Origin of the sequence: Micromonospora sp. RP3T, from assembly GCF_003027925.1 — a bacterium.
Classification (GTDB): domain Bacteria; phylum Actinomycetota; class Actinomycetes; order Mycobacteriales; family Micromonosporaceae; genus Micromonospora.
This window is the reverse complement of record NZ_PYPS01000060.1, coordinates 1-18,796: the sequence shown is the minus strand read 5'-3', so window position 1 is coordinate 18,796 and position 18,796 is coordinate 1. Positions and strand designations below refer to the sequence as shown.

At 67.7% G+C, this 18,796-nt stretch carries 12 protein-coding genes and 2 CRISPR repeat arrays (1 of these 14 cut by a window edge); of the genes, 2 read left to right on the top strand and 10 right to left on the bottom strand.

All coding sequences use genetic code 11. The features are described 5' to 3' along the window. A CRISPR array of direct repeats spans positions 1 to 2,170; the repeat unit is 28 nt; unit sequence CTGCTCCCCGCGCACGCGGGGGTGATCC (it extends 664 nt beyond the left edge of the window). 179 nt (positions 2,171 to 2,349) lie between these two features. The 9 genes from cas2e to C8054_RS30365 form a co-directional block, all read right to left on the bottom strand. Continuing rightward, positions 2,350 to 2,739, bottom strand: a complete 390-nt coding sequence (gene cas2e / locus C8054_RS30405; protein ID WP_107162601.1) for a type I-E CRISPR-associated endoribonuclease Cas2e — start codon at positions 2,737 to 2,739, stop codon at positions 2,350 to 2,352. Continuing rightward, positions 2,739 to 3,692, bottom strand: a complete 954-nt coding sequence (cas1e, locus tag C8054_RS30400) for a type I-E CRISPR-associated endonuclease Cas1e (protein WP_107162600.1) — start codon at positions 3,690 to 3,692, stop codon at positions 2,739 to 2,741. The genes cas2e and cas1e overlap by 1 nt, the downstream gene beginning before the upstream one ends. Before the next feature lie 12 nt (positions 3,693 to 3,704). Further along, a complete protein-coding gene (cas6e, locus tag C8054_RS30395; protein WP_107162599.1) occupies positions 3,705 to 4,370 on the bottom strand; it encodes a type I-E CRISPR-associated protein Cas6/Cse3/CasE in 666 nt (221 codons plus the stop codon). Between the two features lie 2 nt (positions 4,371 to 4,372). Continuing rightward, complete coding sequence (gene cas5e, locus C8054_RS30390; protein ID WP_107162598.1) at positions 4,373 to 5,074, bottom strand: type I-E CRISPR-associated protein Cas5/CasD; 702 nt, start codon at positions 5,072 to 5,074, stop codon at positions 4,373 to 4,375. Then, the gene (gene cas7e / locus C8054_RS30385; protein WP_107162597.1) at positions 5,071 to 6,195 is read right to left on the bottom strand and encodes a type I-E CRISPR-associated protein Cas7/Cse4/CasC; all 1,125 of its coding nucleotides are present in this window, start codon (positions 6,193 to 6,195) and stop codon (positions 5,071 to 5,073) included. The genes cas5e and cas7e overlap by 4 nt, the downstream gene beginning before the upstream one ends. Continuing rightward, entirely contained in the window at positions 6,192 to 6,863 is a 672-nt protein-coding gene (casB, locus tag C8054_RS30380; RefSeq protein WP_107162596.1) for a type I-E CRISPR-associated protein Cse2/CasB, read from the bottom strand. Before casB ends, cas7e begins: the two co-directional genes overlap by 4 nt. Then, positions 6,860 to 8,521 (bottom strand): type I-E CRISPR-associated protein Cse1/CasA, encoded by a 1,662-nt coding sequence (gene casA / locus C8054_RS30375; protein WP_107162595.1) that lies wholly within the window; start codon positions 8,519 to 8,521, stop codon positions 6,860 to 6,862. The genes casB and casA overlap by 4 nt, the downstream gene beginning before the upstream one ends. A 160-nt stretch (positions 8,522 to 8,681) precedes the next feature. Next, entirely contained in the window at positions 8,682 to 11,522 is a 2,841-nt protein-coding gene (locus tag C8054_RS30370) for a CRISPR-associated helicase/endonuclease Cas3 (protein ID WP_107162594.1), read from the bottom strand. Continuing rightward, positions 11,519 to 13,726, bottom strand: a complete 2,208-nt coding sequence (locus tag C8054_RS30365) for a UvrD-helicase domain-containing protein (protein ID WP_107162593.1) — start codon at positions 13,724 to 13,726, stop codon at positions 11,519 to 11,521. The genes C8054_RS30370 and C8054_RS30365 overlap by 4 nt, the downstream gene beginning before the upstream one ends. Positions 13,727 to 13,838: 112 nt before the next feature. Between C8054_RS30365 and C8054_RS30360 the strand changes: the two genes are divergently transcribed. Continuing rightward, positions 13,839 to 15,143, top strand: a complete 1,305-nt coding sequence (locus tag C8054_RS30360; RefSeq protein ID WP_107162592.1) for a serine/threonine-protein kinase — start codon at positions 13,839 to 13,841, stop codon at positions 15,141 to 15,143. Here the strand turns inward: C8054_RS30360 and C8054_RS30355 are convergent. Next, positions 15,091 to 15,732, bottom strand: a complete 642-nt coding sequence (locus tag C8054_RS30355) for a hypothetical protein (RefSeq protein ID WP_233220246.1) — start codon at positions 15,730 to 15,732, stop codon at positions 15,091 to 15,093. The genes C8054_RS30360 and C8054_RS30355 overlap by 53 nt on opposite strands. 365 nt (positions 15,733 to 16,097) lie before the next feature. On the opposite strand from C8054_RS30355, the gene C8054_RS30350 reads away from it, so the two are divergent. Further along, entirely contained in the window at positions 16,098 to 18,185 is a 2,088-nt protein-coding gene (locus tag C8054_RS30350) for an N-6 DNA methylase (protein WP_107162591.1), read from the top strand. A gap of 377 nt (positions 18,186 to 18,562) precedes the next feature. Beyond that, positions 18,563 to 18,773: a CRISPR direct-repeat array (repeat unit 28 nt; unit sequence CTGCTCCCCGCGCACGCGGGGGTGATCC). Positions 18,774 to 18,796 lie beyond the last annotated feature (23 nt).

Genomic DNA, 18,796 nt, shown 5'->3' with positions numbered 1-18,796 from the left:
CGGTCGTGCTGCTCCCCGCGCACGCGGGGGTGATCCCGTTTCCCAGGTTGAGGGGGCGGAAAGAAGGGTCTGCTCCCCGCGCACGCGGGGGTGATCCCACGGTTGCGACCGTGCTCAGGAACAACGCCCATCTGCTCCCCGCGCACGCGGGGGTGATCCGCCAACGCGTCTCTTCAGTTGAAGGTCGACCTTCTGCTCCCCGCGCACGCGGGGGTGATCCGCTGGTGTTCGGCGTGGAGCCGAGACCGTCACGCTGCTCCCCGCGCACGCGGGGGTGATCCGGTGCCGCCGGTCGGCGTGCCGGTGATGGTGACCTGCTCCCCGCGCACGCGGGGGTGATCCGCTCACGAAGGTGTATTCGTGGATTGATGACACCTGCTCCCCGCGCACGCGGGGGTGATCCCGTTCTCCCAGTCACCGAGAGTGCCGAACTGATCTGCTCCCCGCGCACGCGGGGGTGATCCCGACACCGCGGCGTGCTGCATCTCCTCGGTGAACTGCTCCCCGCGCACGCGGGGGTGATCCCTCGTGGGTGAACGTCCAGCGGGGCTGGCCGCTCTGCTCCCCGCGCACGCGGGGGTGATCCTTCGCCGGCCCACGTCGGGCCGCCGGCACGCCGCTGCTCCCCGCGCACGCGGGGGTGATCCGTTGCAGCCGCTGCTCGGCCGCCGCCTGGTGTGCTGCTCCCCGCGCACGCGGGGGTGATCCCGAAGCGCCCCCGCCGGCCGGAGCCGAGCGGGGCTGCTCCCCGCGCACGCGGGGGTGATCCGGCGCCGACGTCGACGCTCACGCTCGCATCGCTCTGCTCCCCGCGCACGCGGGGGTGATCCCCTCTCCTGTCACCCCGGACGCGCCGCCCGCCACTGCTCCCCGCGCACGCGGGGGGATCCGGGCTACCGGGTCTGGGTGAACAACACCGGCCGCTGCTCCCCGCGCACGCGGGGGTGATCCCTACGACGTCGTGGCCGCGCCGTGGATCACCGCCTGCTCCCCGCGCACGCGGGGGTGATCCCGGGTTTCACCATCTTCCTGTTCTCCGGGAATGCTGCTCCCCGCGCACGCGGGGGTGATCCGAGGTCAAACATGGACACCATCGTCGCGAAGCTCTGCTCCCCGCGCACGCGGGGGTGATCCGCTTGCTCACGGAAGGTCTCATCGTAGGCAGCACTGCTCCCCGCGCACGCGGGGGTGATCCGGACGCCCGGACGGCGGCGACCCTGCACGAGGACTGCTCCCCGCGCACGCGGGGGTGATCCCCGGCCGTCGGCGAGCGCGTACCAGTAGGCGCCCTGCTCCCCGCGCACGCGGGGGTGATCCCATGGCCACGACGACATGGCCCGCCGGTAGTTACTGCTCCCCGCGCACGCGGGGGTGATCCTGTTCGACGCGCGGGCAGCGCGGGAAGGCGAAGCTGCTCCCCGCGCACGCGGGGGTGATCCGGTTTCGGCGGCGGCCACCGTGGGTGCGAACAACTGCTCCCCGCGCACGCGGGGGTGATCCCAACGATCCCCTGACGATGACGCTTGGAACATCCTGCTCCCCGCGCACGCGGGGGTGATCCGACGCTCATCGCGTCCACGCAGGATCTCCGCACCTGCTCCCCGCGCACGCGGGGGTGATCCGTAGAAGGGGAACATGGACAGCTCGCGTCCCATCTGCTCCCCGCGCACGCGGGGGTGATCCGCGGGGCAGGTCTTGTTCCTCCTGCCAGAGGGTCTGCTCCCCGCGCACGCGGGGGTGATCCAGAGCGGGGCCGGCAACCGCGGCGGGAAGCCGGCCTGCTCCCCGCGCGCGCGGGTGATTCGCTGCTGGGCAAGCCGACCCGGGAGGCGTCGACCTGCTCCCCGCGCACGCGGGGATGATCCGGAACTGGGTGAGGCTCTGTCCACGGTCGGGTCCTGCTCCCCGCGCACGCGGGGGTGATCCGTCGAGCGGTCGCGGATCCTCGGCGTACATCGCCTGCTCCCCGCGCACGCGGGGGTGATCCCTCCGCGCCCGCGTCGTCCGGATCTCCCCAGATCTGCTCCCCGCGCACGCGGGGGTGATCCCTGGCCCGGCGCCGTCCTGTGGGGACTCCCGCGCTGCTCCCCGCGCACGCGGGGGTGATCCCAGCCAGCAGAGCAGCCGGCGGGCGGAGGTTCGCTGCTTCCCGCGCACGCGGGGGTGATCCCTCCCAGTCTTCAGGCGGATCCGACAGCGCGGGGTAATCCGGTACCTATAACGAAGTCATCATCGGCCGTTCCTGCACCCCGCCGCACGCGGGCGATCCACCCGGGTAGATCGAGGAGACCAGCGAGCTGTTGCCCTGTATCCCGCGCCAAGCAAGAGTGATCCCAGCCCGCGTTCAGATCAAGGTTCTGATGACTCCGCTTCGTTGGTCGCCGTAGCTGCACGACCGCGCCGGCCGAACCGGCGGCGCTTGGCCGCCTTGCTCCAACCTCCCACGGCCGCTGGATTGATCACCGGTACCGCGGGTCGGCGCATGAGCGTCACGCCCTCCACGTCCACCGGCGTCCAGTGATGATCGTGTGCGACGAACGACAGTCGCTGCTCGCCTCGCACTTGGAACACCATCAGGGCACGTCCGGCACCCGCCATCTCGGTTACCCGATTCCACAACCTGTTCCGTACGCGCGCGCTGACGTGTCCGACGTACACGCCGGCCGAGAGCTCGAAGAGCCACTGCGTCAGATGACCACGGAGTCCGGGTGGACATGCAGTGAGGATGATGACCGTCATCAGAAGTCGACCTCACCTGTGTTGGCGTAGTTGCGCCCGGCAGCCAACTCGATCCCGCTCCCGTCCCAGAGCCGGAGATCCTCTGCCTCATCTTCGATCTCGCCGCCGCCCTGCTGTTGAAGCAGCAACATGCGGATGTCGCGTACGCATCGCGCGAGAATGGCCCCGTCATGCACTCGGTCGCGTACTGCGCGGCGAGTATCAGTCCCGATGTCGGTCGAGCCGCCGGCTACCACGTCGAAGGCCACGGGGATCGTGATCTCGGCCTTGTACAGGTCGGCGATGTCGTAGACGAAGGCTCGCTCGTGGCCGGTGTGAACGAAGCCCAGACCGGGTGCGGCGCCGAGCGCGACGATGACGGCGTGAACGATTCCGTAGAGGCAGGCATGAGCGGCTGACAGGGCCTGGTTGATCGCGTCGCCGCTGTCGAAGTCCTCTCGGTCGTATTCGCGCTGGCGCCAAGCTACGCCTGTGCGCTCGGCCTGCTCCCTGTACATGCGACGGACTCGTGCGCCCTCCTTGCCTCGCAGTTGTTGCAGGGTCAGGCGCGTGGTGTCTTCGCCCGGAAACCGCATCGCGTACATCGTGCGTGCGACGGCCAATCGTCGGTCCCGGTGGCTGACTGCGGCAGCTTGTGCCAGAAGGAGCCTGCTCGATGCAGCCAGGGATCGGCCGTGAGCGTAGTAGCGCACGCCTCGCTCCCCCACCCAGATGGCGGTGGCGCCGTGGTCGGCCAGCAGGGCGATGGCTTGATGGATGACGCTGGTGCCCGGTCCGAGGAGCAGCACGCCGATCGAGGCTGCGGGGATGTGTACGACCCCTTGGTCGTCAGTAGCCGTGATGGCATTGCTGTCACGGTGAATGACGCTGCGCTCAAGGTAGAGAAAGCTGATCCGATCCTCGGCTCGCGCCAGGTCGGCGATCTCGGCTGGCGGTACTCCTGCAATCTTCATGGATGAGCCGAATCAGCCGGCAGGAGCCAAGGTCAGGAGGCCGCAACCGTACGCCTTGCCGTGCCCGATGCCACCGCGTAGCGCACGGCGGAAAGCCGCCGCGTCGGCGATCTGGAGGATGCCGTCATACGTCACCGTGGCCAGGGTGACGTTGGCCAGGCCGCGCTTGAAGTTCAGCGTCTGGCTGTGGTGTAACCGCAGGTTGGGACGTCCGTCCTGTTGCGTGGCGATGCGGAATCCGCGGTCCGCTGCTCGGCTCAACAGCCAGTTGACCTGATCCTCCTCTCGCAAGCGGCCGAAGCGCTGGGTCTCCTTGGAGTCCGCGGTCTTGCGCCCGCTGTGAACCGGGTTGGCGGTGAGCCGGAACGCCCAGTCCTGGCCGGGGCGTAGTGAGTCGAGCAGTCCGCCGTAGTCGCGAGTGACCCACGCGTCGGTCGTCGGCCAGCCAGCCTGCTCGACAAGGTGGGTCAGGTCGGGCCGGCCCGGGCTGGTGATGTAGAGGTAGACCGTCGTGGGGGTCGGGGCGTCCAGCCGCCACAGGGTACGGACGCCATCCCGCTCGTGGTCCTCGGGCGCAGCGAACGCGGCGCGGACTGCGGCGTGCATGGACTGAGGTGATCCGAGCAGCTTGCGTGCACCGCGTCGAGCAGGGTTGATCTGGAACCGGGTCAGAAACATGGTTAGCCTCCCAGCAGGCTCAGCGGGTCGTGCTCGGGGACGGCGGCCCGTTCTGTGCGGTCGTTTCTGACGTCGACGTGTCGGCGAGTCACCGACCGCCAGGTGTGCTGGCGGTGGGCAGGGTCGAAGCTGACAGGCTCGTCGGGCACGGTCTCGCCGATCGGTTCACCTGCTCGCGCGTCCCGGATGATCTCCAGTCTGACGGTCGGGGCAGCGCGGCGCTGATACCACGGCGAGGCGAGCCAGGGCCACTCCGCCAAGGCCTCGTCAAGGGTTGCGCCGTGCACACCGAGACTGATGGGACCGTCTGGTGGACATGACCGGCGGCCCAGGTAAAGGGGAAAGTGTGGTCGCGCGAGCGCTTCCGCAAGTCCGGACAGAAGCGCCTGTTCCCCCGCGACCGCGGCGAGGAACACCGCGTCGGACAGATAGAAGCGGTAGGTCAGCGGCGCGCTGTGCCGGCCGTCCAGCGATCGGGCCGTCTGGAAGTCCCGCAGGATCTGCCCAGGCTGATCGAGGCGTACCCCGAACTCCAGACCCAGGAGCTCGGTGAGCGGTTCCGTGCGGCGGATGCCTTTCGCGGCGGCGAGCAGGCCGAGAACACCGCTCTTGGTCGGTGCGACCTCGGTGCCGCGGCGAGCGAAGCGGCTGGACGAGCCCCATGACTGCAGCGGCCCGGCCAGCCTCATCAGAAGTACGCTCATGCCGGCTGTCCAAGTGCCAGATCGATCTGCTCCCCCACTCCGGCGACCAGCTCACTGAAGCTGACCGCCTTGCCGAGGTCGGCCAGCACCGCAGTCTTGTCGCCGACCTGGGTGACCCAGCTGGCCACCGGCCGCTCACCGTAGGCCTGCTCGACGGCGACGGTGTGCTTGGCGAGTGCAGCTGCGGCCAGCTCGATCCGACCGGCGGCGTGCGTTTCCCGAACCGGCGTCTCAAAGGCGCCGACGAGGTTGACCGGCTGCGTGTCGCGCATCCGTACGAGAACCGCGTCGGGGAGCGTCCGGTGAGCGAAAGTGTTCTGCTTGCCCGTCGGCATGCTGCGGGCGAAGGCGACCAGGAAGGCCTCCACGGCAGCTCGGGTGGCGGTCGCGTCGCCCAACGTGCGGTGCAGTGCGTCGACGTCGATGGTGGCGTACCGGTACAGCGTGGACGAGTTGAACTCGATGGTGCCGATCATGCCGGCGCCGGTCTCGGCGGCATCGGCCTTACGGTCGTCGACTGCGGTGAAGTAGTCGAACTCGTTGTCGACAGCGTGGACGCTGATGGCGTGGGAGAGCTGGCACGCCGCGTCAACGTTGATGTCCGTCATGTCGGCGACCATCCGGCCGAACATGGCGATGTCAACGGAGTGGTCGGTCTTGGCCAACTCCTTGAACCGCCCCTTGTCCAGAGGTGCGCCGGCCGCCGAGGCCTCCAGTGCGGCGGAGGCGAGGTTGTCCAGCTGGCGGTGGCTGAGGAAGAGCAGGTAGCTGGACTCGATGTCCTTGAGCTCGCCCTTCTTCTTGTCGACCTTGGCCAGCCCGGCCGCGACAAAGACCTCAGCGGCCAGGGCCGAGGCTGCTTCGTCGGAGAGGCTTGGGTCGAGGACCTTGATCCGAGCCGCCAACGATTCGCCTACCCGCTTGGTCCGTTCACCGAGTTGCGAGCGGTCGAGCAGGTTGGCAAAGGCCAGCCGGATGGCGCGCTTCCATGCCTGGCTGGAAACCCGTGCGCGCCGTACGCCGCCGTACACGGCGGTCTTCGGCGAGCCGGTGTCGTCACGGTTCAGGTTGCTCGGGGGAACGGTCTGCAGCGCGTAGACGTCGATGATGGTGCGGCTCATGACAGGTTCTCCTCGGGAGTATCGGTGGAGGCGTCAGCGGTGGTGGCAGGCCTGGTACGGAAGAACTCGCGACCCCAGACGGCCTGGATCCTGGCTTGACCACCAGGCCGCAGCAGGGTCCGTAGGTCGTCGGCGAGCAGCCCGTAGTCGAGCGGGATCTGGTGTTCTCGCAGCATGGTGATCAGGCTGCGTAGGTGGTAGATGCTCTCGTGGTAGGTGCTGGCGGTGCCGAGCGCCGCGAATCGGCGACGTACGCCTTCGGGACCTCCGGAGAGGCGTACGAGGTCAGCCAGGCTCCGGCCCAGGCCTCGCCCGTCGACGTGCATCCGTTCCCGGCGTGACTGCTGGTGCAGTGCGTACAGGGTCACCGCGTCGTGCACGGCTTGCTCGGTGTCGGCGGGTTGCGCATCGTCGTGCGGCCGGCGCCCCAGCAGGTGATCCGGCACCTGCAGGTATCGCTCAAGGGTGAAGTCGAAGCCCGGTGCGCGTCCCATGCCGCGCCTCAGCCGGGCGAGTGCGCTGACCGCTTCCGGCTGGGTCGCGTCGCGAAACAGGCGCGCCTGAAGGGCGCCGACCGTTCGGGCCACGTGGTCTCCGAGTTCGCCGCGTCGGCGAGTCCAGGACCTGGCCGGTGCGGTGACGGTTGGCTGCTGGTCGACCGCGGTCATACTGCTTCCTCCTGCTTCTGCTGGGGCGCCTCAGTCGCCATCGGGAGCGCCTTGGCGAGGCCTGCGCGGAACCATGCGTCGGCCTGGGAACTGGAGTAGTGCACTTCTCGACCGGCACGATCCGTGCCAGCGCGGCCGATCCATGCCGCCGGTCCGGCTGCGGCTACGAGTTCGCCTCCGAGCCGGCCGACAGCGCGGCGGACGAGGCGCTGCCAGGCAGCGCGCTCGGCTACCGGATCGCTGCCGGGGCCGAGTCCCGCCAACCACCCTCGGAAGCTGCGATCCAGTTCTGCATAGGCGCGCTCCGAGGCCCGCGCGGACTCACTGCCGTCCTGATCCCGGCTACCAGCGGCTCGGGCCAGGTTGTCCGCGAGCCGTCGCAGAGTGTTAACGGCCGCCTCCGCGTCGGCGGCGGCGTCCACTGCAGTTGTGCGAAGTGCGGAGTGTTCGACCAGGAGCAGCACATTCATGGTGAGCGCGTCGCTGAACACCTCGTCTACGACCGCCTGCTGGGTGCCGTAGGTGACGCTCGTAGCCCGCGCCCGTACCTGGAAGTCCGACTCCACTACTCCTGTGACTGTCAACCGCGCCAGCCGCTGCAGCACCATCGGCGAGAGCCGCTGCGGCGGGTCAGCGCCGGGCGAGGGTGGCGCCGGCAGCAGCGTCTGTAGACCCCGCCATAGCGCTCGGCCGTGGTCATGGGGCCGAGGAAGGTAGATCGGGAGTCGCTTCTGCTCACGCTCCTTTGGCGCGCTGCGTCCCCACACGCTCATCGGCTCCAGCAGGTGCCGATCCTGCCACTCCAGGCGATCCCCGTTGGAGATCATCGCGCCGGTGATGCCGTGAACGTCGCCAAAGAGCCGGATCCGTCGTGACTGCCACGTATAGAGGCTGAGCAGCCCGAACGGTCCGCGAGTTGCTTCGGCCTCTTCGGCGGACGTCTGCGGCGCACGCTCCCACACCGGGGCGTCTCGCTCGTCAGCCCGCTGCCATCCAGGGGCCACTGGCAGCAGGTTGAGCAGAAGGGTCTCTGCCAGAGTGGCACCCTCCAGGTAGACGGCGCCCAACCCACCCAGGGTGGCCACACCGATCGGATAACCTCGCCCGCCCTTGACCCGAGAATCTCCCACAGCCCCGGTCTTGATGCCGGACGGGTCGTAGGCCTGGCAGTGCACCAGCCAGCGGGCTGCCTCGGCTGGTGAGATCGACGCCATGCCGGCGCCGGCGCGGGTGGTGAGGAACTGCATGCCATTGGGCACGTCGGCAATTAGGCGCTCCAGCCCGTACGCGCCGTCCTTGGAGGCGCGCAGATCGGCGACCTGGTAGAACGGCTGCTCCGGGTGCAGAAGGTCGAACCGGTCCCGGAACTCTCCGAGGTAGTCACGGATGTCCGCGACCGGTAGCCGCCGGTCCCGCCACAGTGCCAACCAAGCAGCCTCGCTGGGAGGGCCATCCGCGGCTCTATGCAGGATCGCCAACGCCAGTCGCAGGATCGCGAACGTCTGCGTGGGAAGCTCACAAGCGATCATGCGCAGCTCGCCTGCTTGCTGGAAGAGATCCGCCATTGAGACATCTCGCCGGCGGCCTGCGGCATCTAGCACAGGAATCCATGGCTCATCGACCAGCGAATAGCTGCCTAAGCGCCTTGCCCTTGTCATGTCTCGTCACCACCGTCTAGTCTCGACCGTGCCCCGACTAAAGTAAGCACGCTGTGTAGGAGCAAGCAAGAAAATTTGGCTGCAGCTTCCCTCTGACCAGGAGAGGGGTGATCCCTAAGCACGCTGGGTCGCAGCCACGTTCCCCGCGTAGGCGGGGATGTCAGCCGACACGGACAACCTGGAGACCTCCATGAGGGTCGTAGTAGAGATCAAAGGGCCCTACAAGCGCATGGCCCTCACCGTTGATGTCGAGGAGGAGCTCGCCAGCGAGCCAAGGATTGACCTGCCAAGCGGTCAGATCGACCCGACGCTCCAACTCGGTGATCACCTGATCGACGACGTCGGGCGCAGTCATGACCCGCGGCAAGGGCAGAGCGCAGCGTGCGACGGCTCGGCCCTGTCGCCAACTCGGGGCGGCACTGGTTGGGATGACTATCCCGCCGCCGTCGATCCATGGCGGGAGGACTAGGCCCTCCGCTGTCCGTACCAGAAGGAGGACTTCGAGCGACTCGGCGTCACTGTCGCGGACATGACCCTGAGCCATCCGGTCGTCGGTGCCGGCGACGCCCCCGGAGATCCAGCTGATCAGTGGAACGCCGGGTTCGGCGACACTGGCCAGCCGGAAGCCGTCAGCCTTGAGCTCCTTGGCGGCGATCTCGTCACGCTGCTTCGCTTCGGCCTCAACCATCGCGGGCTGCCAGGATGGAGGTCCGACCGGCTGTGAGCCGTAGGCCGCTTGGGTAAGAGGGGCGATGTCTGCCGGAAGCCGGAGCGGTAGGCCGTCGAGGTGCGGCAGGAGCACGGCGGCACTGCGCAGCAGTGCCGCCGGCTGATAGACCCGGCGGGAGCCGTTGACCGGCTGCGGCGGCTCGGTGAGCCAGTCGGCTCCGGCGATCCAGCATTCCGGCTTCATCAGGCGGGTAGGTCGGTCGCCGCGTGGATGGCGGTGCAGCCGGCCGATGCGTTGCAGCACCAGGTCGATCGGGGCGAGATCGGTGATGAGGAGGTCGAAGTCGATGTCGAGGGACTGTTCGGCGACCTGGCTGGCGACGACGACGTGGCGTAGTGGCCGTCGCCCGCTACCTGGCGGACCGAACGTGTCGCGCAACCACCGGTCCTTCGTGGCGCGGTCGACGGCCATGAACCGTGAGTGCGCAACCGATAGCGGGGTGTCCGGTCCGAGCGCCGCGCGCAGATCAGCGGCGGTCTCCTGAACTCGAGCGACGGTGTTGCGGACGATCAGGGCGCAGCCGCCGTCGACCAGGCGGTCGCGAAGCAACTCCGCCAACGTCGGCAGATCGTCAGCAAGTGGGCGGACCGTGACCTCGATGCGGCGACCGGAGTCGGGGCAGCTGACCGCGGTGGCACCCCGCGTCTCCGCGGAGGCGGTGATGAGGGGATAGCGCAGGTCGTTACGCAGGGCAGCGTAGGGATCGACGCGCGGCTTTCCTCGGTCACGCCTGCCGAGCGGCGGTTCGGGACCGAGCCGGCCACAGTCGTAGGCGGCCATCAACGCCGCGCGGCGGTGAGCGGGCAGCGTCGCGGAGAGCACGACGACCGGAGCACCGTAGGCGCCGAGCCATTCCAGTGCGCGGTCCAGGAACTGACTCATGAAGACGTCGTAGGCGTGCGCCTCGTCGATGACGACGACCTTGCCCGCGAGTCCGAGGTGTCGCAGCACGAGGTGTTTTCCGCGCAGCGCGGCGAACAGCAGCTGGTCGATGGTGCCCACGACGAAGCTGGACAGCAGAGTTCGTTTGGGTCCGGCCAGCCATTTATGCACCCCGACGGCTGCACCGCCGACATCCTCCGCGATGCCGCTTGGCAGCGATGTGGCGCGGAGCCGGTCATAGTCGGTGTTGAGCGCGGCCTTTCCGTGGGCCAACCGCACGTCACGGTCTCCGCGGTCGGTGTGCGCGTCGGGCAGGCGGCGTAGCCAGGACAGCATCCGGTTGAACATGGCGTCGCTGGTGGCTCGGGTGGGCAGCGCCAGGTAGCAGCCAGAGGCGCCGGTTCGCCTGGCAAGGATCTCGACCGCGGCCAGAGCCGCTTCGGTCTTGCCCTCCCCCATCGCCGCTTCGACGATCATCATTCCAGGGGCGGGCATCGTCGCGGCGAGATCAGCGACCGTGCGCTGGACAGGGCGAGGGGTCGCACCGACGGGCAGCTCAAAACGCGTCTCGAACAGGCCGTCCACGCCCGCTGGCGCCGCCGCCGGAAGCCACGGTACGGGAAGGTCCAGCACGTCCCAGCCGCTCCGCAGACGGTCGGCGTCGGAGCTGTCGAGTAGGTAGGGAAAGAATTCCTCGTTGCTGGCGATCCAGTCGGCGACGATGACGATGCCGGTGAGCGCGGCTTGTGCGGGTTGCGACAGCTGCACCGCGTCCCAGGTGACGATCCGATCGGCTGCCGCGCAGCGTTCGGTCATCCAGACAAGCAGCTCTTCCTGCGCCTGTTCCCACGCTTGATCTCCAAGTAGATACCGACGAACCTGCACGTCGCGGAGGCCTTCGTCGGTGGGCGGGGCGCCGTGGTGGCCCCCGACGACGACGGCGTACGGATGCGGGTCGATGAGGCCCCGTCGGCCCAGCCAGTCGGCCAGAATGACGTGCCCGGCGGTGGCGTGCGGGGCATACCTGCGATCGGAACGGATGAGGTCCCGGTCGTAGCCGAGCCCTCGGTCGCGCATGCGCTCTGCCAGCACGGGTGCCTGGCAGGCGAAGGCGGGAGTGGCCTTGCCGATGTCGTGCACACCGGCGAGCCAGACGGCCAGCGTACGGGCGTCGCGGTCGCCGTCGGGCAGTTCGTCGGCGATGCGGCGGCGTACCGCAGGGCTGAGCCAGTGGTCCCACAGCCGGCCCGCTACGTCGGCCGCGTCGGCGAGATGCCGCCAGAGAGGGAGCCATCCGACCGGTGACGTGCCTTTGCGGTCGGTCTTTCCCCAGACCGCCCGGGCGGCGTCGCCCAGCTTCGGTCCGTGCGAATCGGTGCGAATGTTCATCGGTGCTCCGGCAGGAGTGAGCTGGGGTGACCGCTGTGCGACAGGTAAAGCACGTCGCGGGCCCGGGTCAGCGCAACGAACAGCAGGCACCGCTCACGCTGCAGGTCCTGCTTGTGGGCATGCGGATCTTCAGTCAGGGGCGTCAGCGCATGTGGGGCGGGAAGTGCTCCCGCGTCCAGGCCCACGACTGCCAGGCACTGGAACTCAAGGCCCTTCATGCGGTGCATGGTGGCGACCCGGACGCCGTCCGTTCCGCGCTTCTCGTCGGCCACGGGGAGGTAAGCCTCCCGTAGCGTCCTGCTGATGAGGGTGACCAGCTGCCCGGTGCGGGCGGCGACACCGATCGCATGGGGTTCGACGCCTTGGTCGAGCCAGGTGCCTACCTGTTCGATCAGCGCTTCGTGTTCGTCCTCTCGGCTCATATGCGCCTTGACGGTGGGTGCGCCACCGCGAGTCACGGAGCGGTAGCCGCGCAGTGTGTCGTCCTCGCCGTCGAGGCCGATGGCCGCTTCACCGTTGAGGACCCTGACCGACAGGTCCAGGATCTCGTGTGTGGTTCGGTAGTTGACGTTGAGCTTGCGGGTTCGGCCCCGGACATGGATACCGAGTTGCGCCAGCGACACGTGGCTGTCGTAGATCCGCTGGTACGGGTCGGCGAGCAGGAACAGGTCGTTGGGACCGGTTGCAACGAGGGCACGCAACAGACGCCATTGCGCTGGGTGCAGATCCTGTCCCTCGTCCACCACGATGTGTCGGTACGGAGTGGGTGATTGGTTGGCGATCATCGCGGCTTCGTCAGCGAGCTGAGTATGGGTGCGTAGCCGGCGCTTGTTCAGCTCGGCGACGACGGACTCGATGGCGGCCCACACCTGCTCTCGTTGGGCCGCACGCAGCCCTTCGCCGCGTCCTCGACGCGGAGCGTCACGGTAAGCCGTCATGCTGGTCAGCTGCTGCGCCAGCACCACCTGCTCCCACTCCCGCCGGAGGAAGGCGCCGCTGAAGGTCGTCGTGCGGCCGGCTCGGTTGAGGTAGGTCGGGCCGGCCTTCGCCGCCGCCTCCCAGAGACCGTCGAGCACGTCGTTCTCGACGATGTTGACCTTCCTGCCTCCTCGCGTGGCGATCTCGTACGCCAGCCTGTCGACGCTGATCACGTCAATGCGTGCGCGTACGGTCGGGTCTGCGGTCAGACGGTGCAGCTGCCGGCTGAGAGCGTCGGCCAGCGCCCTGGTGAACGTGGTCAGCAGCACCTTCGACCCGTCATCGGGCAGGCGTTGCGCGAGGAACACCGCCCGGTGCAGGCCGGTGACGGTCTTGCCCGTGCCGGCGCTGCCGGTGATCAGCGCCGGACCGCTGTATACCTCTCGAAAGGCGACGTCGCGCTGGGTGGGATGCAGGAAGGTCCGCCAGACGTCGAACGGATGAGCCAGGATGGCGGCCAGCTCAACCGGCCCGGAGACGAAGGCGATCCGCTCCGGCGTGCGGCGTGCGGCGGTCAGCAGGTCTTCGGTGTCGACGCCGGTGACGATCCGGTCGGCCAACTCGGTCCAGACATCGTGGACCGTCAACCCGCTGGCTAAACCACGCAGGACATCGGACTGCACGTCGGGAAGTCGCCCGGCCAGGCTCTCGAGCTGCCGGTCGGTGGTGATGAGCCGCAGCAGTGGGATGAGGTCTTCGTCCACGCCGAGTCGCGTCAGGTCCGCGATCGAGACGTCGACGAACAAGCCCTTGCCTGACTCTTCGTGCGCGGTCGTGCGGGCGAACTCCTCGATGCCCACCTGATCACGCATCTCCAGGACGCCAATGGCCTGGTTGACGGTGAAGCGTCGGCTCACGGCGAAGGCGATCGCGTCATCGTGTGGAAGGACGTTCAGCAGCGCGTAGCGTTGCGCGCCGAGAGCGAGCACAACCCCGCGATAGAACTGATCGATGCGGATGGTGCGGATGTTCGGGTCACGCGCCCCGGTGAGCTTCTCCAGATGAAGGCCGGCGTGAGTGTGCTGCGCGAACTTGCCGATGGCTGCGTCGACGGCGCGCTGCACGCGCCGACCGAGTTTGGCGTACGCGGGGAGAAACTCCCTGTCGATGGCTAGTTCAGCCATATCAGTCTTCTCCCCCAGTGTGATCGACGAACAGACACAGCGCACCGCTACGGCTGCCGTGAACTGGGCAGGCAGCCGCATCTCGCCGGACGAAACAGCCACCCGGCTCGCACTCGTCGCCAGTACAACAGTTGTGAAGTCAGTTTGCAAGCGTGTGTCTTGTTGCCGACGCTCACGGTCATCTAGCTAGGCCGTCGGAGTGTGGACAGCCGTTATGCTGATGAACGTGGTGGCAGGCGAGAGCCTCAAGGGCCGATATGCGGTGAGCCGATACCCGTTGGCACACAAGGGAATGGGCGAAGTCTGGTCAGCCCGTGATTCCCTGTTGGACCGCCCGGTGATCGTGAAGGTCGTCGGCGCCATGGATGTGGACCTGGTGCGTCGATTCCGTCGGGAGGCACTCCTGACCGCCCGGCTCGACCACCCTGGCATACCCGCCATCTACGACATCGGTGAGCACGACGGCCGGCCCTTCGTGGTGCTCCAAGAGATCAACGGCATCACCTTGTCGGACCTGGTCGCCGAACATGGTCCGCTGCCGATCGCCTGGGTAGCTGCCATCGGCGCACAAATCTGCAGCGTCCTGCTCGCCGCGCAACGCATCAGGCTGGTCCACCGGGACATCAAGCCGAGCAACGTCATGCTGGACCGCAGCGGGGCCGTCAAGGTTCTTGACTTCGGACTGGCCGTGATGCGAGACGACGAGCGATACTCACGGATCACGCAGTCCGGTCAGAGCCTCGGCACCGTCGGCTACATGGCTCCGGAGCAGGTCACCGACAGCCCTGTCGACCACCGCACGGACCTGTACGGATTGGGCGGCACGTTGTTCGACGTGCTCACGGGCCGGGCCCCCTTCGACGGCCTCACAACGATGACAACGGTCCATCGCCAGCTCGGGGATCCCCCGCCACGGGCAAGCGAATTCCGCGCTGATGTTCCGGCCGAGCTCGACGATCTGATCTTTTCGCTGATGGCGGTCAACCCACAGGACCGGCCGGCCAGCGCGGCCGAGGCGTACCGGGTGCTGGTGCCCTTGATCCACGGCCTTTCACCTCTGCCCGGCATCGTCACCGACGACATCGATCCGGTGCGCGCCTACGCCGCCGTCCTCAGCCGGTCGACGTCCTTGACGGCTGCGCCCGCGGCACGGTCAGCCCCTGCAAGCGATTGGGACGCAGACCTCGCCAGGCAGCATGCGGAACGTCTACAGGCAGCTGGGGAACACCGCGCCGCCGCTCGAGCGTGGCGACAGCTCGCCGACGACGTCGCACAGCGAAACAGCGATGGTCACGAGTTGGTCTTCGACTTCCGGCGCCGCGCGGCCTTGGCGCATGTTCCCCTTGGCGAGCATGACCGGGCACACCGGCAGCTGAACAAGCTGCTTGAGGACCGCCTGCGCATAGCCGCCTCTGACGACTCGGTCGTTGCTGAGCTGCGCCGAGAGATCGCGCAGCTCAGCAACGTCAGCGTGACGCCTGGTCCCCGACCAGGATCGGCCGCCGGCGGGGGTCGCTGAACTCCGGCGGCAGCAGAGCCGCCTTCTGTTCAGGGAACCGAACCCCCTCGTAGTGGAAGATCTGTGCGCAGTTCTGCCCGCGCGTCTCCGTCGTCATGGCACCTCGGGCGAGCGCCGAGTACATCGCGCTGTGCTTCATCCAGGCTGCCTCCTCTCCGTGCCGGTCGAAGCCCCGGCCGCTGCCCGCATGCCCGAACGCGTCGTGGACCGCACGGAACATGTCGTTCTCACCGTCGCTGAGGTAGGGGTGAGGGTTGCCGCTCGCCGCGCTCGCCCACACCTTCAACCGACGCCGTCGTACATCGGCCACCATGGACTCGACGTCCGGGTAAGGATTCTCGTCAACGACGCGCACCGTGAGACCTAGACCGCCGAACTCGACCCTGCCCACCAGGAAGTGATACTGCCGCACCGTTTCCCGGCAGAACGCGGCGTAGGACCTGAAGGCACGCTCGTCACACGTCGGTGCCGTCATGTACGCGTGGGCGACAGCACGACCAACGTCCGGGTCAAGACGAACCTGCGCGAGCGTCTCTGCGGAGATGGTGCGACCACCGTAGCGATGCGCGCCGACCAGCAGGTAGTCCACTGGCGGGAAGCATGTCGAAGCAGCTGACGACACGGATGCGAACAAAGATGTTCATGGTCCTCCTCAGGTAGATGGGGCGAAGTGAAGTGGTGAATGGTCAGCGGGTCGAGACGGTCTTCGAGAGCGAAGACTCGCCGGCGCGCGCCGGTGGCACCGTCCCCTGCTCCAGACGTATCGACTCGCCGAGCATGCGGATCTCGGAGACCCGGCGGTCCTGGTAAAGCTTGGCGAACTTGCCGACTGTCGTACTGCGTCCGCGACGGGGCATCGGATCCTCCAAAACTTCACTGATACGGCCAAACATGGAACAAACTACCGGTTGTGAACCCCATACACAAGACCTATTGGCATGATAGCGTTCACGTGTGACAACACAGGCTGACCCCCTTCGCGGACAGACCACCCTGACCGCCAGCGGCATCGCACGGCTTGCCAATGTCGGGCGTGCTGCGGTCAGCAACTGGCGCCGCAGGTACGCCGACTTCCCGGCACCCGTCGGCGGCACCCCGAGCAGCCCCTCCTTCGACGCCCGAGAGGTCGAGCACTGGCTGCTTCAGCACGGACGGCTACACCAGGCCGATGCTGGAGAACGCGCTTGGCAGCACATCGAGAGCTACCAGCCGGCGGCGGAGATGACCGACGCACTCGTCATCGCCGGCACCTATCTCCTCGTACGCCAGCAGGGCGAGTCGGCGGAGGGAGTGATACCTGACCCGAAGCAACTCGTCGGCAGCCTGCGCACCCTGGACAAGCACCTGGCCGACATGGTTGGTCAGGTTCTCCCCTCACAGTGGACGCCGCAGCTTGCCGCCGTGCTGCACGCCGTCAAGCAGCTCGCCACGGAGCAGGCACCGGAAGCCGCCTTCGAATACCTGCACAACCGATACGTCACCTCCGCCAGCTCGATGTCCGGCCTGGCCGGCACTCCCGACAGCGTCGCCGAGGTCATGCTTGCGCTCGCCGGCGCAGGCACTGAAGTCTTCGACTTCACCAGCGGCACCGGATCTCTCCTCCGCATGGCCGCCGACAAGGCGCTGCGAGCAGGCAGCGGCGTGCGATGCTCCGCTCAGGAGATCAAGCCTCAGTACGCGCTGATCACACTCCTTCGTCTCTGGTTCGTCCAACTACGCGCTCAACAGGCAGGGATCGCCAGCGACCCACCGGTGGTGCATGTGGGCGACAGCCTGCTTGCCGATGCGTTCACTGATCTGCGAGCCGACGTCGTGGTGGCGAACTTTCCGTTCGGGATTCACGACTGGGGCCACGATCGGCTCGCCTACGACCCTCGCTGGGCCTATGGACTGCCTCCACGTACCGAGCCCGAACTTGCCTGGGTTCAGCACGCCCTGGCTCATCTCGCCCCGGGCGGCACCGCCGTCGTGCTCATGCCGCCGGCCGCTGCCCTGCGGCCCGCCGGACGCCGCGTCCGAGCCGAGCTCGTACGCCGCGGAGCGCTTCGCGCGGTCGTCGCCCTACCCGCTGGCCTCATGCCGCCGACCGGCATCGGCCTGCACATCTGGGTCCTCACCCAGCCCGATCCTCAGGCACCTCCCACCAACGGTCTCTTGGTCATCGACACCACAGCTGCTCCGCCGGGCCGCACCCTCCTCGACACCGTAGGACCAGCCTGGCGTGCCTATCTGTCTGGTGAGCCTGTTGACGAGCCGGGAGTCTGCCGCACCGTGCCCGTCATCGAGACGCTTGATGATCAGGTCGACCTGACGCCCCAGCGCTACCTGCCGCGCACCGGCACGATCTCGGCCGATCCAGACGAGATCATCCGCCGGATCAGAGACTTCGAACGGCTACTGGATGAACTGCGTGACTACCTGCCCCCGGTGCAGGAAGCGCAGGCAGCACCGTTACGCGCCGCGCCGCACGCCGACATCGCCGATCTGATCCGCTCGGGCAGCATCTCGATGCTCCGCACGGCCAGCCGCCGGCAACCGAGTCGCAGCGCCGTCACCTCCTCGGTGCTCACCACCACCGACATCGTCAGTGGAAGCCCCGCAAGCGGATCGACAAGCCGCGACGCCGACGACGTACCACCGCTGGTTCAGGCCGGCGACATACTCATGCCGACCATTGGCTCGAAGGTGCATGCCCGAGTCGCCACGAGGGAGCAGATCGGCGCCGCACTGGGCCCCGGGGTCCAACTCATCCGCGTCGACAAGACCCGCTTCGACCCTTGGTTCATCGCGGGTGTCCTGTCCCGCACAGACAACCTGCGAGTCGCCGGCCGAGCTTCTACCGGGTCGGTACGCATCGACGTGAAGCGCCTGGCCATCCCCGTGCTTCCGCTGCATCAGCAACAGGCGTACGGAGAGGCATTCCGAAAGCTCGTCGCCTTCCGCACCGCCCTCGCAGAGGGCGCGAGAGCCGGGGCGACATTGGCGCAAGAGGTGGGCGACAACCTCTTTGGCGGCAGCCTCGAACTCCCCGACATCGAGTAGACCGACATTCTAGAGAAGTGGCTCTATGGCTATCGCTCGTAGTTTCGCGTCCGTCTCGCTCGTTCCAGGGCGCGACACGCTGACGCGACGGTTCCATGATGTCAGCGCTTGCTGAGCTTCGGCGAAATCGACACCGCCTTTACATCGCACCCTCAATCAACCAGCACCGCCTACCAGGGCATCAACATCAACCTTGCCTCTGCCCTCGCGGTCGACGCTAGCCGTCGTCACGTCCACTGCTCGTTCTCCTTCGGTCTTACCAACTATGCTGTGGCGAGAGTTGGGCTCCTGCGTCCGCTGGCACCGAGAGGACGATCGTGCGGTCGCTAGTGAATGAAATCCGTAGAGTCGATCTTTAGCGCTGCAGGTCAAGTAGTCTGCTCCCCGCGCACGCGGGGGTGATCCCGCGGACGAGGGAGAGTGCGTCTGGCAGGAGATCTGCTCCCCGCGCACGCGGGGGTGATCCGGTCTGGGACACCGCCGACACCGCGTCGCAGTACTGCTCCCCGCGCACGCGGGGGTGATCCGATCCAGGACATGATCAACGCCCACCCGAACGGCTGCTCCCCGCGCACGCGGGGGTGATCCCCGACGGCGCCGGCGACCGGCGA

Bases quoted from the DNA above. Each gene is read 5' to 3' on its own strand.
- cas2e (WP_107162601.1), bottom strand. From the start codon at position 2,739: ATGACGGTCATCATCCTCACTGCATGTCCACCCGGACTCCGTGGTCAT.
- cas1e (WP_107162600.1), bottom strand. From the start codon at position 3,692: ATGAAGATTGCAGGAGTACCGCCAGCCGAGATCGCCGACCTGGCGCGA.
- cas6e (WP_107162599.1), bottom strand. From the start codon at position 4,370: ATGTTTCTGACCCGGTTCCAGATCAACCCTGCTCGACGCGGTGCACGC.
- cas5e (WP_107162598.1), bottom strand. From the start codon at position 5,074: ATGAGCGTACTTCTGATGAGGCTGGCCGGGCCGCTGCAGTCATGGGGC.
- cas7e (WP_107162597.1), bottom strand. From the start codon at position 6,195: ATGAGCCGCACCATCATCGACGTCTACGCGCTGCAGACCGTTCCCCCG.
- casB (WP_107162596.1), bottom strand. From the start codon at position 6,863: ATGACCGCGGTCGACCAGCAGCCAACCGTCACCGCACCGGCCAGGTCC.
- casA (WP_107162595.1), bottom strand. From the start codon at position 8,521: ATGACAAGGGCAAGGCGCTTAGGCAGCTATTCGCTGGTCGATGAGCCA.
- C8054_RS30370 (WP_107162594.1), bottom strand. From the start codon at position 11,522: ATGAACATTCGCACCGATTCGCACGGACCGAAGCTGGGCGACGCCGCC.
- C8054_RS30360 (WP_107162592.1), top strand. From the start codon at position 13,839: ATGCTGATGAACGTGGTGGCAGGCGAGAGCCTCAAGGGCCGATATGCG.